Below are 15,360 nucleotides of genomic sequence, written 5' to 3' on the forward strand. Positions count from 1 at the left end.
CATCCATGCCTGAGGTCTACCTGGTCGACGGGGCACGCACCCCGCAGGGCCGCTACGGCGGCGCCCTGGCCTCCGTACGGCCGGACGACCTGGCCGCACTGGTCGTCGGTGAAGCGGTCCGCCGGGCCGGCGTCCCCGCCGAGGCGGTGGACGAGGTCATCCTCGGCGCCGCCAACCAGGCCGGCGAGGACAACCGCGACGTGGCCCGCATGGCCGTGCTCCTCGCCGGGCTCCCCCACACCGTCCCCGGCTACACCGTCAACCGGCTGTGCGCCTCGGGGCTGACGGCCGTGGCCTCCGCGGCGCAGGCCATCCGCTCCGGCGAGGCCGAGGTCGTGGTCGCGGGCGGCGTGGAGTCGATGACGCGCGCGCCCTGGGTCATGCAGAAGCCCGGCACCCCGTGGGCCAAGCCCGGCGAGATCGTCGACACGTCCCTCGGCTGGCGTTTCACCAACCCCCGTTTCACCGCCGCCGATCGCGCCGTGCCGGGCGACGCCGGGCCCGAGGCGGTCAGGACCACCTTGTCCATGGGCGAGACGGCCGAGGAGGTCGCGGCGCTCGACGGGATCACCCGTAGGGAATCGGACGCCTTCGCGCTCCGCAGCCACCAGCGGGCCGTGGCGGCCCGGCTCGCGGGCCGCTTCGACCGGGAGATCGTGCCCGTGCCGGTCAAGGACGGCGCGGTCACCGAGGACGAGAATCCCCGGCCGTCCACCACCCTGGACAGACTCGGCACGTTGCGCACGATCTTCCGGGAGGGCGGGATCGTCACCGCGGGTTCCTCGTCCCCGCTGTCGGACGGCGCGGCCGCCCTGGTGGTGGCGAGCGGAGCGGCCGTCGAGCGCTACGGTCTGACCCCGCGCGCCCGTATCGTCACCTCCGCGTCGGCGGGCCTGCAGCCCAACCTCATGGGCCTGGGCCCGGTCCCGGCGACCGAGAAGGCGCTGGCCCGAGCGGGCTGGCGGAGCGGTGACCTGGGAGCCGTGGAGCTGAACGAGGCGTTCGCCGCGCAGGCACTGGCGGTCATCCGCCGGCTCCAGCTGGACGAAGAGCGGGTCAACGCCGACGGTGGCGCCATCGCGCTCGGCCACCCGCTCGGAGCGTCCGGTGCCCGAATCCTGCTCACCCTGATCGGCCGGCTCGAACGCGAGGACGCCCGCCGCGGCCTGGCCACGCTCTGCGTGGGCGTCGGCCAGGGCGTCGCCATGCTGGTGGAACGCGTATGAGCGACAGCGGCACCTATCGGACGCTGATCGTGGAGGAACGCGAGGACCGCGTGGTGGTCACGCTGCACCGCCCCGGCGCCCGCAACGCCATCAGTGGGCTCATGATCGGGGAACTGCACGAGGTGTGCGCCCTGCTGGAGCGCGAGCCCCGCCTGCTGCTGCTCACCGGCCACGGCGGCGTCTTCGCCGGTGGCGCCGACATCGCCGAACTGCTGGAACGCGGCCGCGACGAAGCGCTGCGGGGCATCAACAGCCGCCTGTTCGAGCGGATCCGCAGACTGCCGATGCCCACCGTGGCCGCGGTCGACGGGTGGGCGCTGGGTGGGGGTGCGGAACTGGCCTACGCCTGTGACATCCGCCTGGCGGGCCCCGACGCGGTGTTCGGGAACCCCGAACCGGGTCTCGGGATCCTCGCCGCCGCCGGGGCGTGCTGGAGGCTGCCGGAGCTGGTCGGCGAGTCGATCGCCAAACAGGTCCTGCTCGCCGGCCGCAACCTCGACGCCTCCGCCGCACTGGCCTGCGGGCTGGTCATCGACGTCGTCCCGGCGGACGACCTGCTGACGGAGGCGCACGCCCTGCTGGATCGCATGGCGCGCTCCTCCGCCGTCGCACTGCGGCTGACGAAGCTCGTCGCCGGCGCCCCGGGCGCCCACCCGGTGGCCGACGACCTCGCACAGGCCGTGCTCTTCGAGGGGCAGGACAAACGGGACCGCATGACCCGGTTCCTGGAGAAGAAGGCGGACCGCACGGATCGGGAGGCATGACCCACCGGAGCGTTCAGTAAAACGAACGTAAGGTTCGCCATACCGGAGTCGTACGTTATAGTGAACGCATGGTTCATTCATGCACCGTCCGGGATCACTGATGACGCCTCCCCCTCCGACCGGCCGCCGACCGGTCAGCAGCACCGCGGCCGCCGTCGGCGCGAAGATCCGTCTGCGCCGCCAACAGCGCGGCATGAGCGCCGCGGAGATGGCCCGCCGCGCCGGACTGAGCAAGGCCACGCTCTCGCAGCTGGAGTCCGGCAACGGCAATCCGACGATCGACACCCTCGACGCGATCGCGATCGCCCTGCGGATCCCGATCGCCGACCTGCTGGCGCGCGACGCCGACACCGGGCCGGTCTTCCGGGCCGGCACGGACGCCGAGCCGGGCGAGGTCTCCCGGGAGCTGCTGCGCCGCATCAGCAGCGGCAACAGCCTGGAGATCTGGCGGCTGCGCATTCCGCCCGAGACGGAGCTCGCCGGTGTCCCCCACGCCACCGGCACCATCGAGCACCTGCTCATCGCCACCGGCTACGTCACCGCAGGCCCGGTCGAGGCTCCGCAGGACCTCGGTCCCGGCGACATGCTCGCCTTCGCCGGGGACGCCCCGCACTTCTATCGCACCGGCGCCGAGGAGGTGGACATCACCGTCGTCTTCGCCTCACCCATCAGCACTTGAGTACCCGAGTACCTGAGCGACAAGGAAGTCCCCCCACATGAGCACCGCCATCGCCACCACCCCCTCCGGTCGCGCCTTCATCAGCGACAACATGGCCGGGGCCTCCCCGCGGATAGCCCGCGCCGTCGCCGACGCGGCCACCGGGCAGGTACTCCCGTACGGCAACGATCCCTGGACCGGGCGCGCCCGCCGCAGGCTCGGCGAGGTCTTCGAGCGGGAGGTCGGCCTCTTCCCCGTCTCCACCGGGTCCGCCGCCAACGGCCTGAGCCTGGCCGCCCTCACCCCGCCCTGGGGCAGCGTGCTCTCGCACCCCGACAGCCACATCAACCACGACGAATGCGGCGCCCCCGAGTTCTTCTCGAACGGCGCCAAGCTCGTGGACGTCGCAGGCCCCGACACCAAGATCGACCCCGAACTGCTGAAGAAGGCGGTACGCCGCCGGGCCGGGGACGTGCACAGCGTGCAGCCGTCCGTACTCAGCATCAGCCAGGCCACCGAGAGCGGCAGCGTCCACACCCTGGACGAGATCCGTACCCTGTCCGCCATCGCCAAGGACGCGGGGCTGCGGGTGCACATGGACGGCGCCCGCTTCGCCAACGCCCTGGTCCACCTCGGTGCCACCCCTGCGGAGATGACCTGGAAGGCCGGGGTCGACGTCCTGTCCTTCGGTGCGACGAAGAACGGGGCGATGACCGCCGACGCGATCGTCTCCTTCGATCCCACGCTCGCCTCCGAGCTCGCCTTCCGTGCCAAGCGCGCCGGCCAGCTCACTTCGAAGATGCGTTTCCAGACGGCCCAGATCGACGCCTATCTCACCGACGGCCTGTGGCTGGACAACGCCCGCCAGGCCAACGCGATGGCCATCCGGCTCGGAGAGGGCCTCAAGGCCATTCCCGGCACCGGACTTCTGGCCGTCCCGGAGGCGAACATCCTCTTCTGCCGGCTGCCCCAGCAGGTCACCGAAGGGCTGTTGGCCGAGGGCTACGCCTTCTACCACGACCGCTGGGAGGCGGGGATCGTCCGGTTCGTCACCGCGTTCTCGCACAGCGCCGAGGACATCGACCAGCTCCTCGACGCGGTCCGCCGGCACACCCGCTGAGAACGCGTCGGCCCCGCAGCGCGACCGGTGGGGACGCGACTGCGGGGCGGGAGCCGGGCCGGTCAGGGCCTCACAACTGCCAGTCGAGGAAGGTCGTGACGCGGTTCATGATCTGGGTCGTGGTCCACATGGGAGCACTGGTGTCCCCGTTCGGTACGAGGCTGCCGTGGCCGGCGTCCTTGACGACGAAGCGCGTGCTCGCGACGCCCTTCCTGAGCAGGGCCTCGTGGAGGATCAGGGTCTGGCTCGGGGAGACCACGCGGTCCTGGGTGCCGTGGAAGTGGACGAACGGCGGATCGGCGCGGTCTGCGTACGTGACCGGGTTGGCCGCCGCGACGGCTGTGGGCACGTCCAGCAGCCGAGCCTGCTGGTTGGGGCCCAGGACGTACTTGACCAGGGGGTTGTCGACGGAGGCCTCGAAGTAGCCGCGGGTCGCGGGGTCGAAGTCGGCGGCGAACTTGGAGAGGTCGGAAGCCCCGAACAGGTCGACCACGGCCTGGACCCGGCTGCTCTGGTTCAGGTTGTCGCCCTGGTCGAACTTCTGGACCCCGCCGGTGGTGCCGACCATGGAGGCCAGGTACCCGCCGGAGGACTCCCCGTAGACGGCGACGCGGCTCGGGTCGATGCCGAACTCGGCGGCGTGGGCGCGCAGGTACCGGATCGCGGCTTTGACGTCCGCCACCCCGTCGACGTAGGTCGCCCCGTCGAGGACGGTGCGGTACTCAACGGACGCCACCACGTAGCCCTGCTCGGCGATGTGGGTTCGCTTGTCGAGGGACTGGGACTTGTCGGCGGTGACGAATCCGCCTCCGGGGACGTACACGACGAGGGGCTTGGGACCGCCGGTCGTCGGGGACTGGACATCGAGTTCCAGTCCGCGCGGCTGCCCGCCGGCACTCGTGCCCGTTCCGTACGTGACATCGGTGCGCAGGGTGAGGGCCCTGGCTCCGCACTGCATCTGCGGGTCGGTCGCCCGGGGGGCGATGAGCACGCTGGTACGCATGTCACCGGCCGCCACGGTGGCGGCGAAGGGGACACCACTGAACGGCGGGAGTGATCCGCAGCCGGCTGGCGGCGCGGCCGTCGCGCTCGTCTGCGCCGTGGCCACGGCCGCCCCTGGAGCGCCCGCCACCAGGGCCAGTCCGCACATGGCCGCGCCTACGAGCATGCTCCGCGAGTTGAGAGTCACGATTCTCCTTCGGATCGTTGCGGGATGAGGCCGGCGCGGCTCTTCGGCCGGCCTCACGGAAGAGCTGGTGCGGCCTGTTACAGCCCGCCGGCGTCGGCGCCGACTGCGGGCCGGCCGCTCCTTCCGCGGGTCACGAGCCACACGCAGCCGAGGCTGACGAGGGTGACGGCCGTCAGGTAGACGCTGATCGGGGTGGTGGAGCCCCAGCTCGTGTAGAGGGCGGTCGCGACGGTCGGGGCGATGCCGCCTCCCAGGACCGATCCGAGCTGGTAGCCGAGCGAGGCGCCGCTGTAGCGGACCTCCGCCTTGAACAGCCCGGAGAACAGGGCCGCGATCGGGCCGTAGACGATGCCCATGAACACCGCGGTCACGAGCAGGGCGATCAGGATGAGTGCCGGGGTCTTGGTGTTGATCAGCGGGAAGAGGATCGCGGCGCAGACGGCCAGACCGACCGATCCGACGGTGAGGACTCCGCGCTTGCCGCGCCGGTCCGACAGTGCCGAGGCCCAGGGGATGACCGCGAGCCACACCAGGGACGCGATCAGGGTGAAGGTGAGGATGAGGTTCCTGCTCAAACCCAGTACCGCGGTCGTGTAGGACAGCAGGTAACTCATGAAGGTGTAGCCCACCGCATTGATGCCGATGAACGCGCCGGCGGAAAGGAGGACTTCCTTCCAGCTCTCGCGCAGTACGGCGACAATCGGAAGGCGCTGCTCGGATCCGGCGTTCTTGACCGATTCGAAGTCCGGGCTCTCCGTCACCGTGAATCGAATGACGATACCGGCGATGATCAGAACGGAACTGGCCAGGAACGGCACCCGCCAGCCCCACTCCATGAATTCCGCCTTGCTGAGATTCGTGGTCAGACCAAGGAAGACCAGGTTCGCGATGATCAGCCCGCCCGGTACGCCCATCTGCGGGAAACTCCCGTAGAAGGACTTCTTGCGCTCGGGGGCGTGCTCGACGGCCATGAGCACCGCTCCGCCCCATTCGCCGCCGACTCCGATTCCCTGGATGAACCGAAGGGTCACCAGGAGGATCGGCGCCCAGACGCCCGCCGTCTCGTAGGTGGGCAGCAGCCCTATGCCGACGGTCGCGAGACCCATGGTCAACAGGGAGATGAGCAGCATGGATCGCCGACCCACCCGGTCCCCGAAGTGCCCCATGACGATGCCGCCGAGCGGCCGGGCCGCGAAGCCGACGGAGTAGGTCGCGAACGCCGCCAGGGTGCCCGCCGCCGGGGAGACCGTAGGGAAGAACAGCGGTCCGAAAACGACTGCCGCGGCCATCCCGTAGATGAAGTAGTCGTACCACTCGATGGCGGTCCCGACGAAACTCGCTGCCGCCACGCGAAGGGGGTTGATCCTTTGCGGGGCCGCTCTTTCACTCAACTCCTGGTTGATGGCCATTTCTCTCCAGACGGGATGGCTTGCGCCAGGGAATGGGGGTCTGTCGAATGCGCGACGGGCAGGCCTTCGTGAGGCGGGTTTACCCTGTCGCGAATCACTGCGGGCCTGATGACCGATGGCCACCACGACCCCCGACCGAACGATTGGTCGTCTCGTGTTCGGCCAGTAAAGAGAGCGGTCCAACCGCTGTCAAGGAGTTGGACCGAGCGGATACCAAGAAGCCCGGGTGTCGGATTTGCGGGATTTCTCGCCCGCTCGCCGGGATGCTCCCGCCCGCCCGCCGCGACACCGTCGCCCGCGGGCATCCGGAGCTCCGAGGAGGCTTCGCGAGGTGCCGCGCGACGGGTGGGCGGAGGTGCTCCTCCGTGCTACCGTGCGCCCCAACTGGAGCAATGATCTCCATTTATTTGACACCGCACGGGTCTTGAGGGCGAGCTAAGCGGATGAGACTATCCACTTAACCGTAGGGTGATGACCTACTCGGACCGTGGGAGGTGGAGAATGTCGTGGCATGAGCCGGGACAGCCAACGCCCACTGCGAGCGGATGCGGAACGAAACCGTCGACTGATCATCGATACGGCCGACCGGATGTTCGCGGAGCGGGGCACCACCGTCACCCTCAACGAGATCGCGGCCGAGGCCGGCGTCGGAGTCGCAACGGTCTACCGACGGTTCCCGGACCTGCAGTCCCTGATCGACGACCTCTTCACGGAGCGGTTCACGGTCTTCCTGCGGCTGGCGACGGAGTCCGCTGGGGAGCCGACACCGGGTGGAGCGCTGTACCGCTACCTCCTCGACGCCGCGCGGCTCAGGGCCGTTGACCGCGCGTTGGAGGTCATCCTCGCGAACGCGAGCACCGACGTCCCGTCGCTCGCCCGGATGCGTGAGGAACTCGCCGGTCTCGTGGAGGGCATCGTCGAACGGGCGGTCGCGTCCGGCGCGGTCCGTTCGGATTTCGCCAGTCCCGACGTGTACGCCTTCCTCTACATGATCGGCGCCGTCGCCGACCGCACCCACGCGATCGCGCCCGACGCATGGCGCCGCTACGTAGACGTCCTGCTGACGGGCTTCGGACTGGAGCGGCCCGCGGGACCGCGTACGTCCGCCATGACCGAGGACCAGCTGCGCCACACCTGGCCGCCGAAGCCCCCGGCGCCGCGGCCGGACGGCTCCGAGCGCCCGTAGCCGGGCCCCTAGACCGGGCCGGCCGACGGGACCTTGATCGTGGCCCGCAGTCCGCCGGCGGGACTCTGTGCGAGGTGGAACGTGCCCTGATGGAGATGGGCTTGCTGTTCGACCAGGGCCAGGCCGAGGCCGGATCCGGTGGCGCGCGTACGGGGGCCGCGGGTGAAGCGTTCCTTCATGGTCTGTCGCTGGTCGGGAGGGATCCCCGGACCGTCGTCGGAGACACTGATCCGGACTTCGCCTTCGGCCCGGGTGAGCCGGACGTCGACGTTGCCGTCGGGGCGGCCGTGCAGGGCCGCGTTGTCCAGGAGGTTGTCGATGGCCGTCCGCAGGCCCGCGGGCCAGCCGTTGACGGTCGCCGGGGTATCGGCCGTGAGCCGGTAGGTGACGGTGGGGTGGCGGCGGACCGCGTGGGTGACGGCTTCTTCGAGGAGTACGTCGAGGGCGACGGGGGTTCGGTCGGGCAGGGCGTGGGCGTCGCCACGTGCCAGGGTCTGCAGTCCGGTGAGCAGGCCGGTGATCCGGTGGTGCTCGTTGCTCATGGCGGCCAGGGCCCGGGCGCGTTGTGGCGCGGGAAGGTCGGGGTTGCGTTGCAGGGCTTCGATCGTGACGCCGAGGCTGGTGAGGGGAGTACGCAGCTCGTGGCCCGCGTCGGCGGTGAAGCGGCGGGTGGATTCCATGCTGGTGCGGAGCTGGTCGAGCATGGTGTTCAGCGCGCGGGAGAGGTCGGCGACCTCTTGGGGGTGGGTGACCTCGGGGAGTTGGGGGGCGGTGGTGTCGGCGCTGACGGCGAGGGCTCCGGTGCGCAGGCGTTGGAGGGGCTGGAGCAGGATCCGGGTGGTCGTCCACACTCCGGCGGCCGCCGCGAGCGCGGCGAGGGCGGTCACGGCCGCGACGAGGGCGGTGTTGTCGGCGAGGCGGCGCTCGATGGAGTCGACGTCCTGCAGGACTTCGAGGCGGTCCCCTGCCGGGTTCAGCGGCCCGGTCAGGGATCGCCACGTTTCCCCATCGGCTTCGATGGTGCGGTATCCGTCGCGGTCGGGGAGGGGAAGCGCGGTGGGGGGTGAATCGCCACGTTGGGCGATGACCTTCCCGTCGGAGAGGAGGCGCACGAGGCTCTGGCTGCCGGCCAGCAGGCCCCCGTAGTCGTCCCGGCCCTCGTCCCCCTCCGCGTGGTCGTCCTCGTGATCGCCTTGTCCGAGGAGTTTGTCGGCGTCCTGGCGGACCTTCTGGGCGCGGGCGGCGAGTTGGCGGTCCACGTCCGTGCGGTCGCGATGGTCGATGCGGGCGACGATGACCAGGCCCGCGAGCGCGACCACGACCGTCACCAGAGCGGCGATCGCGGCGGTGATCTGGGAGCGCAGGCCGCGCGGACGCCACCTCACGGGCAGGTCCGCAGGACGAACCCGATGCCGCGGACCGTCTGCAGCACGCGGGGGCCGCCGTCGGCTTCGAGCTTCTTGCGGAGATAGCCGATGAAGACGTCCACGACGTTGGTGTCGACATCCCAGGTGTAGCCCCAGACCTGTTCCAGCAGCTGGCCGCGGGAGAGGACCTGACCGGGCCGGTGGGCGAGCGCGGTCAGCAGGTCGAACTCGCGGGTGGTCAACTGCAGGTCCCGGCCCGCGCGGGACGCCGCCCGCCGGGCCGGCTCGATCGCGATGTCACCGATGACCAGCGGCCGTACCGCGGTCGATTCGTGCAGGCGCACCATGGCGTGCAGGCGCGCGGACAGCTCCGCGACGGAGAACGGCTTGACTACGTAGTCGTCCGCACCCGCCGCGAGGCCCGCGACCCGGTCGTCGACCTCGTCGCGCGCTGACAGCATGCACACCGGCAGGGTCCGGCCCTGGGCCCGCAGCATCCGTACGACCTCCACGCCGGACAGGCCCGACATCGTCACGTCCAGGACGACGACCGCAGGCAGCCGGTCGGCGATCCGCGCGAGGGCGTCCTCGCCGTCCTCGGCCAGACGGACCGTGAAGCCCTCCAGCCCGAGTCCCAGTTTCAGGGCCTCGCGCACACCGGGATCGTCATCGACCACGAGCACCTCAGGCTTCCTGCCCGCCGTCATCGCTCACCTCCACCTCTCGCGCGGCGCCCGGACGACGGTCAGGGCTGCTACCGGTCCAGGATGAGCGCCGAACGACAAGGAAGTCTAAGAACCACGCGGGGCCTCCTCCTGCCGGCCGGCTCTCGCTTCACAGCGTCGACGCAGGTCAACGCCCTGATGGCCGTCGGTCGGCAGGTGGCAGCACCACAGGTTTCTTAGAGCGGCCACAAGAAGCGTCGACACGCTCCGAGCACGCCCCGGCCGGGGCTCGTGGACCACGTGACGAAGGAACGCCGCGCATGACCCTGACCAGCATCCTGCCCCGCGGGCACCGGGAACCGCCCACCCGCCGCCGTACCCAGAGGGGCTTCACCCCCGCCGACCCGCTCGGCGCGCTCGCGATCCTGTCCGCGGTCGCCGTCGTCGCGCTGTGGGTGATGAACCAGGGCGGCCCGCTCGGCCTCACGACCCCCGACCGGGCGATGGGCTCCCTCGGTCAGCTCACCGGGCTGCTGGCCTCGGACCTGATGGTCCTCCAAGTCGTCCTCCTGGCCCGGATCCCCTGGGTCGAGCGGGCCTGGGGCCACGACCTGCTCACCCGCCGGCACCGCTGGATCGGCTTCGCCTCCTTCTGGCTGATGATCGCCCACGTCGCCCTGTTCGCCGCCGAGCGCGTACTACGGCAGCCCGCCGCGTTCCTCGAAGCGCTGGTACGGCTGTTCGTCACCGACTCGTGGATGCTCTTCGCGACCGTCGGCACCCTCTTGCTGATCATGGTCGTGGTCACGTCGATCCGTGCCGCCCGGCGGCGGCTGCGCTACGAGTCCTGGCACCTGCTCCACCTGTACTCGTACGCGGGGATCGCGGCCACCTTCCCCCACACCTTCACCGACGGCGCCGACTTCCACGAGACGTGGACCCGCGTCTACTGGTGGTGCCTCTACGGCTTCGCGTTCGCCTCCGCCCTCCTCTACCGGATCGCCCTGCCCGCCTGGCGCTCCCTGCGCCACCGGCTGCGGGTGGAATCGGTGCACGTCGAAGCCCCCGGAGTCGTCTCCATCACTGCCGAGGGCCACCGCCTGGACCGGATGAGGACCGCCTCCGGCCAGTTCTTCATCTGGCGCTTCCTCGACGGCCCCGGCTGGAGCCGCGGCAACCCCTACACCCTCTCCGCCTCCCCCACCGACGACAGGCTGCGCATCACCATCAAAGCCGCGGGCGACGGCAGCGCCCGCGCGGCCCGGCTCACCCCCGGGACCCGCATCCTGATCGAAGGCCCGTACGGCACCCTCACCGCGCGCCGCCGCACCCGGCCCCGCATGCTCCTGATCGCCGCCGGCATCGGCATCACCCCGATGCGCGCCCTCCTGGAAGACACCGCCTACGCCCCGGGCGAGGCCACCTTGATCTACCGGTACGGCGAAGAGGAGCACGCCGTCTTCACCGAGGAGCTGCGCGCCATCGCCGACCGCCGGGGCGTCGAGCTGATCCTGCTGCCCGGTCCGCGCCGCGCGAACACCTCCTGGCAGCCGGCCGGCCCCGGCCACCTCGGCGACGACGTCCAGGCCCTGCGGCATCTCGTCCCCGACATCGACCGGTGCGACGTCTACGTCTGCGGCCCGCCCGCCTGGATCGGCGCCGTACGCAGGGCCGCGACAGCGGCCGGAGCGCACCGGGACGACATCCACACCGAGGAGTTCGCCTGGTAACCCCCACCCCGTCCTCCCCACCCGTCCCGTCCCCTCCCCCCTTCTACGTACGCACAGGAAGCAGACCCATGCGACGCATCACCCTTTGGATCACCGCGACCCTGGCCGTCGCGGCCCTCCTCCTCGCCTTCCAGCTCATCCTCTCGGGCACCACGGGCAAGACCGGCGACGGCGGCAACCGTCCCGAACCCGGCAGCGGCCCCCCGGCCAAGCCGGGGGACGACACCCCCGGCGACGGCGAACACGTCGGAAAGCCGGGCGAGAGCAAGTAACCGTTACGCTGTGTAGTGCCAATTTCTCTCTGAGTGTTCAGGCGGTCGAGTGCGTACTCCCGTGGGCAGACGGCGATTCCTGGTGATGTCGACGGCTGCCGTGGGGCTGCCCCTGCCGGTTTCCCGGTGTGCGCCCGACGCCTCCGCGACCCTGGCCCAGGCCCGCGTCGGCACGACATCGACGGTCGGGCTGACCGTCAACGGGAAGCAGCGGTCCGCGGTGGTGGACAACAGGACCTCGCTCCTCGACCTCCTACGGGAGCACCTGGGGCTGCCCGGCACGAAGAAGGGCTGCGACCAGGGGCCTGCGGGGCGTGCACGGTCCTGGTGGACGAGCGCAGGGTGAACTCCTGCCTCAGCTTCGCCGTCATGCACGACGGCGCGCGCGTCACCACCATCGAGGGACTCGCGCACGGTGACCGGCTGCACCCCCTCCAGCAGGCGTTCATCGATCACGACGGGCTGCAGTGCGGATATTGCACGCCGGGCCAGATCGTCTCCGGTGTGGCCTGCATCAAGGAGGGGCACGCCCGCTCCCGGGAGGAGATCCGTGAGTGGATGAGCGGCAACCTCTGCCGCTGCGGCGCCTACACGAACATCGTCACGGCCATCGAGCAGACCGCGAAGGGTGGGTGAATCCGGCGTGTACCCCTTCGCCTTCACCAAGCCGGCGACCGAACGGGACGCGCTGGCCGCCGGGGCCGACGGCGGCCGCTACATCGCGGGCGGCACCACGCTCGTCGACCTGATGCGCGAGACCGTCGAACGCCCTTCCCGCGTGGTCGACATCAACGCCCTCCCGTACCGGGACATCGCCGTGTCCTCCGAGGAGCTACGGGTGGGTTCCCTGGTCCGGATGAGCGAGCTCGCCGCGCACCCGGACGTACGCTCCCGGTTCCCCGTCATCGCACAGTCACTGGAGCTGGGCGCCTCCGCGCAGCTGCGCAACATGGCCTCCATCGGCGGGAACCTCATGCAACGCCCCCGGTGCCCCTACTTCCGGGACGTGCACTCGGCGTGCAACAGGCGCTCCCCCGGCGCTGGGTGCGACGCCGTCGACGGCGACAACCGGATGCAAGCGATCCTCGGCGCCACCGCGCACTGCGTGGCCACACACCCCTCGGACCTCGCCGTGGCGCTGGTGGCCCTGGACGCCGTCGTCCACCTGCGGGCCACGACGGGCACCCGGACGGTTCCGGTCGCGGAGTTCTTCCTGCGGCCGGGGAACACCCCCCACCGGGAACGGGCCCTCGAGCCGGGAGAGCTCATCACCGCCGTACACGTCCCCGCCGGCCCCCACACCCGGCGGTCCGGATACCTCAAGGTCAGGGACCGCCAGTCGTACGAGTTCGCCCTCGCGTCCGCGGCGGTGGCGCTCGACATCGAGGGCGAGGTGATCCGCGGCGCCCGGGTGGCCGTCGGCGGTGTCGCCACCGTGCCGTGGCGACTACCGGAGGTGGAGCGGGCGCTGGTGGGCCGCCGTCCCGGCCGCGAGACCTGGAAGGAGGCGGCCTCCCGCGCCGCCGACGGCGCGCGGGCCCTGTCAGGCAACGCGTTCAAGATCCAGCTGCTGGAGCGGACCGTGCGCCGCCAGTTGACGACGGTCGGAGGCCGGTGATGGCCGGCGAGGTCGTAGGACAGGCGCTCGCTCGCGTCGACGCCCGGCTCAAGGTGACGGGTGCTGCCACGTATGCGGCCGAGCACCGCGTGGAAGGGTTGCTGTACGGCGTCGTCGTCAACGCCACCGCGGCCCGCGGCAAGGTCTCCGCCGTCGCCACGGACGCGGCCCGAGCCCATCCCGGTGTCCGGCACGTCCTCACCGACTTCAGCTCGCTGAAGCTGGCCCACTCGGTGACCGAACTGGCCTTCTACGGGCAGCCGATCGCCGTCGTGGTCGCCACGACGGCGGAAGCCGCGGCCCACGGGGCGTCCCTCGTCGAAGCGACCTACGACCGGCAGCCGGTCCTCACGGACTTCGACGACCCCGGCGCGACATCGGTCACGGCGCCGGAGAGCCCGGACTACAGCCGCGGCGACCCGGACGCCGCCTTCGGGTCGGCGGACGCCACGGTGGACCTGGAGTTCACCATCAACCGGGAGAACCACAACCCGATCGAGCTCCCCTCGACCATCGCCCGCTGGGACGGCGGCAAGCTCACGCTCTGGGACAAGTCCCAGTGGGTCCAGGGCGCGGCGCGCACGGTGGCCGGCGCGCTCGGCGTCCCGGAGCAGGACGTCCGGGTGCACTGCGAGTACGTCGGCGGCGGCTTCGGCAGCGCCATCCGTGCCTACGACCACGTCGTCCTGGCCGCGTTCGCGGCCCGGGCGGCCGGACGGCCCGTCAAGGTGGTGCTGTCGAGGCGCCAGTTCTACTACGGCACCGGCTACCGGCCCGCCAGCCGCCAGCGCCTCGCGCTCGGGGCCGGCTCGACGGGCCGCATCGAGAGCCTCATCTACGAGGTCCGCACGGAGACTTCCCGCTACGAGCAGTACGAGGAGGGACTCACCGACCTGCCGAAGTTCCTCTACGGCGTCCCCCACACGAGGACCCGCTACCAACTCACCGCCATCGACACCCAGTCACCGTCGTCGATGCGCGGCCCGGGCGTCGTCAGCGGCGCGTTCGCGCTCGAAACCGCCGTGGACCAGCTGGCGCACGACCTGGGCATCGATCCCATCGAGTTGAGGCTCCGCAACGAACCCACCCGGGACGAGGTGACGCGCCTGCCCTTCTCCACCCGCAAGCTCCGCGAGTGCTACGACCTAGGGGCCCGCCGGTTCGGGTGGTCCCGGCGCCGCGCGGCGCCCGGCGGCCGCACGGACGGCGACCTGCTGATCGGCATGGGCATGGCCTCCGCCTCGTACCACAACAACCGCCGTCAGGTCGGCTCGCGCGCCCGGGTCGACGCGGACGGTACGGCAACGGTGGCGACGGCCACCAGCGACATGGGACCGGGCACGACCACCTCCGTCATGCAGGTCGCCGCGGACGCCCTCGGCCTGCCCGCGCGGCAGGTCAGCTTCCGGCTCGGGGACTCCGCCTACCCCCTCGCTCCCCCGCACGCCGGCGCCACCACCATGGCGAGCGTGGGATCGGCCGCCCACACCTCCTGCACCGCCCTGCGGAACAAGTTCATCGCCATGGCCGTGGCCGATCCCGCCTCACCCCTGTACCGGGCCGATCCCGCCAAGGTGGCGGTCCGAGACGGCCGGCTCCGCTCCGGAGGGAATGCCGCCTCCGACAGCTATCGCGAGATCCTGCGCCGCGCCGGTCTGCCCGGCCTGGAGACCACCGCCACCTGGGGGCCCGGCGACGCCGACCAGCGAATCTCCAGTTACGGCTACGGCGCCGTCTTCGCCGAGGTGTCGGTCGATCCGCTCCTCGGACTCGTCCGGATCCGCCGGATGTTCGCGGCCTACGACGTGGGGCGCGTGGTCAGCCCCAAACTGGCGCACAGCCAGGCCGTCGGAGGCATGGTGGGCGGGATCGGGATGGCCCTGCTGGAGGGCACGGTCACGGACCACCGCGACGGCCGGATCGTCAACGCGAGCCTGGCCGACTACCTGGTACCGGTCAACGCCGACGTTCCCGAACTGGACGCCGCGTTCATCGACACCGAGGACCCCCTGGCGGACCCCATCGGGGTCAAGGGGCTGGGGGAGATCACCATCGTGGGGGTCCCGGCCGCCATCGGGAACGCGGTGTTCAACGCCACCGGCAAACGCCTGACGGACCTGCCGATCAGGCTGGAGACGCTGCTCTGAGCGGCCGCG

General features: G+C 71.1%; 13 protein-coding genes and 1 pseudogene. 10 read left to right on the forward strand and 4 right to left on the reverse strand.

The genetic code is table 11. From position 1 onward, the window contains the following. Positions 1 to 5: 5 nt before the first annotated feature. The 4 genes from OG435_RS36115 (at position 6) to OG435_RS36130 (ending at position 3,768) form a co-directional block, all read left to right on the forward strand. Positions 6 to 1,226: a thiolase family protein gene (locus OG435_RS36115; protein WP_266883536.1), complete on the forward strand. Its 1,221-nt coding sequence runs from the start codon at positions 6 to 8 to the stop codon at positions 1,224 to 1,226. Continuing rightward, on the forward strand, positions 1,223 to 1,990 hold the full coding sequence (locus OG435_RS36120) for an enoyl-CoA hydratase/isomerase family protein (RefSeq protein ID WP_266883538.1): 768 nt from the start codon (positions 1,223 to 1,225) through the stop codon (positions 1,988 to 1,990). The genes OG435_RS36115 and OG435_RS36120 overlap by 4 nt, the downstream gene beginning before the upstream one ends. A gap of 100 nt (positions 1,991 to 2,090) precedes the next feature. Next, positions 2,091 to 2,669 (forward strand): helix-turn-helix domain-containing protein, encoded by a 579-nt coding sequence (locus OG435_RS36125; RefSeq protein ID WP_266883540.1) that lies wholly within the window; start codon positions 2,091 to 2,093, stop codon positions 2,667 to 2,669. Between the two features lie 37 nt (positions 2,670 to 2,706). Beyond that, entirely contained in the window at positions 2,707 to 3,768 is a 1,062-nt protein-coding gene (locus tag OG435_RS36130) for a threonine aldolase family protein (RefSeq protein ID WP_266883542.1), read from the forward strand. Between the two features lie 70 nt (positions 3,769 to 3,838). Here OG435_RS36130 and OG435_RS36135 read toward each other — a convergent pair whose 3' ends face one another. Together OG435_RS36135 and OG435_RS36140 are read right to left on the reverse strand one after the other, a co-directional pair. After that, positions 3,839 to 4,957 carry an alpha/beta hydrolase gene (locus OG435_RS36135; RefSeq protein WP_266883544.1) on the reverse strand — a complete coding sequence of 373 codons (1,119 nt, stop codon included), beginning with the start codon at positions 4,955 to 4,957 and terminating at the stop codon, positions 3,839 to 3,841. 77 nt (positions 4,958 to 5,034) lie between these two features. Next, entirely contained in the window at positions 5,035 to 6,306 is a 1,272-nt protein-coding gene (locus OG435_RS36140) for an MFS transporter (protein ID WP_266883546.1), read from the reverse strand. Positions 6,307 to 6,877: 571 nt separating this feature from the next. On the opposite strand from OG435_RS36140, the gene OG435_RS36145 reads away from it, so the two are divergent. Further along, positions 6,878 to 7,552, forward strand: coding sequence for a TetR/AcrR family transcriptional regulator (locus OG435_RS36145; protein ID WP_266883548.1), 675 nt, complete (start codon positions 6,878 to 6,880; stop codon positions 7,550 to 7,552). An 8-nt stretch (positions 7,553 to 7,560) separates the two neighbouring features. On the opposite strand, the gene OG435_RS36150 is transcribed toward OG435_RS36145, so the two are convergent. Both OG435_RS36150 and OG435_RS36155 read right to left on the reverse strand, forming a co-directional pair. Beyond that, positions 7,561 to 8,937 carry a sensor histidine kinase gene (locus OG435_RS36150; protein WP_266883550.1) on the reverse strand — a complete coding sequence of 459 codons (1,377 nt, stop codon included), beginning with the start codon at positions 8,935 to 8,937 and terminating at the stop codon, positions 7,561 to 7,563. Then, positions 8,934 to 9,626, reverse strand: a complete 693-nt coding sequence (locus OG435_RS36155; protein WP_266883552.1) for a response regulator transcription factor — start codon at positions 9,624 to 9,626, stop codon at positions 8,934 to 8,936. The genes OG435_RS36150 and OG435_RS36155 overlap by 4 nt, the downstream gene beginning before the upstream one ends. A gap of 278 nt (positions 9,627 to 9,904) precedes the next feature. Here OG435_RS36155 and OG435_RS36160 point away from each other — a divergent pair, with 278 nt between their 5' ends. The 5 genes and pseudogenes from OG435_RS36160 to OG435_RS36180 all read left to right on the forward strand — a co-directional run bounded on the left by OG435_RS36160 (position 9,905) and on the right by OG435_RS36180 (position 15,351). Further along, the gene (locus OG435_RS36160; RefSeq protein ID WP_266883554.1) at positions 9,905 to 11,314 is read left to right on the forward strand and encodes a ferredoxin reductase family protein; all 1,410 of its coding nucleotides are present in this window, start codon (positions 9,905 to 9,907) and stop codon (positions 11,312 to 11,314) included. A gap of 68 nt (positions 11,315 to 11,382) precedes the next feature. Then, a complete protein-coding gene (locus OG435_RS36165) occupies positions 11,383 to 11,586 on the forward strand; it encodes a hypothetical protein (protein WP_266883556.1) in 204 nt (67 codons plus the stop codon). Between the two features lie 85 nt (positions 11,587 to 11,671). Beyond that, positions 11,672 to 12,222, forward strand: a pseudogene (locus tag OG435_RS36170) ((2Fe-2S)-binding protein). 7 nt (positions 12,223 to 12,229) lie between these two features. Further along, positions 12,230 to 13,204, forward strand: coding sequence for an FAD binding domain-containing protein (locus OG435_RS36175; protein ID WP_266886388.1), 975 nt, complete (start codon positions 12,230 to 12,232; stop codon positions 13,202 to 13,204). Then, a complete protein-coding gene (locus OG435_RS36180) occupies positions 13,204 to 15,351 on the forward strand; it encodes a xanthine dehydrogenase family protein molybdopterin-binding subunit (RefSeq protein ID WP_266883558.1) in 2,148 nt (715 codons plus the stop codon). The genes OG435_RS36175 and OG435_RS36180 overlap by 1 nt, the downstream gene beginning before the upstream one ends. The last annotated feature ends 9 nt before the right edge of the window (positions 15,352 to 15,360 follow it).

The organism is Streptomyces sp. NBC_01264, from assembly GCF_026340675.1.
Lineage (GTDB): Bacteria > Actinomycetota > Actinomycetes > Streptomycetales > Streptomycetaceae > Streptomyces.

What these genes read in the sequence shown, in the direction of transcription:
- OG435_RS36120 (WP_266883538.1), top strand. Translation starts at nt 1,223, where the DNA reads ATGAGCGACAGCGGCACCTATCGGACGCTGATCGTGGAGGAACGCGAG.
- OG435_RS36125 (WP_266883540.1), top strand. Translation starts at nt 2,091, where the DNA reads ATGACGCCTCCCCCTCCGACCGGCCGCCGACCGGTCAGCAGCACCGCG.
- OG435_RS36180 (WP_266883558.1), top strand. Translation starts at nt 13,204, where the DNA reads ATGGCCGGCGAGGTCGTAGGACAGGCGCTCGCTCGCGTCGACGCCCGG.
- OG435_RS36115 (WP_266883536.1), top strand. Translation starts at nt 6, where the DNA reads ATGCCTGAGGTCTACCTGGTCGACGGGGCACGCACCCCGCAGGGCCGC.
- OG435_RS36160 (WP_266883554.1), top strand. Translation starts at nt 9,905, where the DNA reads ATGACCCTGACCAGCATCCTGCCCCGCGGGCACCGGGAACCGCCCACC.
- OG435_RS36130 (WP_266883542.1), top strand. Translation starts at nt 2,707, where the DNA reads ATGAGCACCGCCATCGCCACCACCCCCTCCGGTCGCGCCTTCATCAGC.
- OG435_RS36165 (WP_266883556.1), top strand. Translation starts at nt 11,383, where the DNA reads ATGCGACGCATCACCCTTTGGATCACCGCGACCCTGGCCGTCGCGGCC.
- OG435_RS36145 (WP_266883548.1), top strand. Translation starts at nt 6,878, where the DNA reads ATGAGCCGGGACAGCCAACGCCCACTGCGAGCGGATGCGGAACGAAAC.
- OG435_RS36155 (WP_266883552.1), bottom strand. Translation starts at nt 9,626, where the DNA reads ATGACGGCGGGCAGGAAGCCTGAGGTGCTCGTGGTCGATGACGATCCC.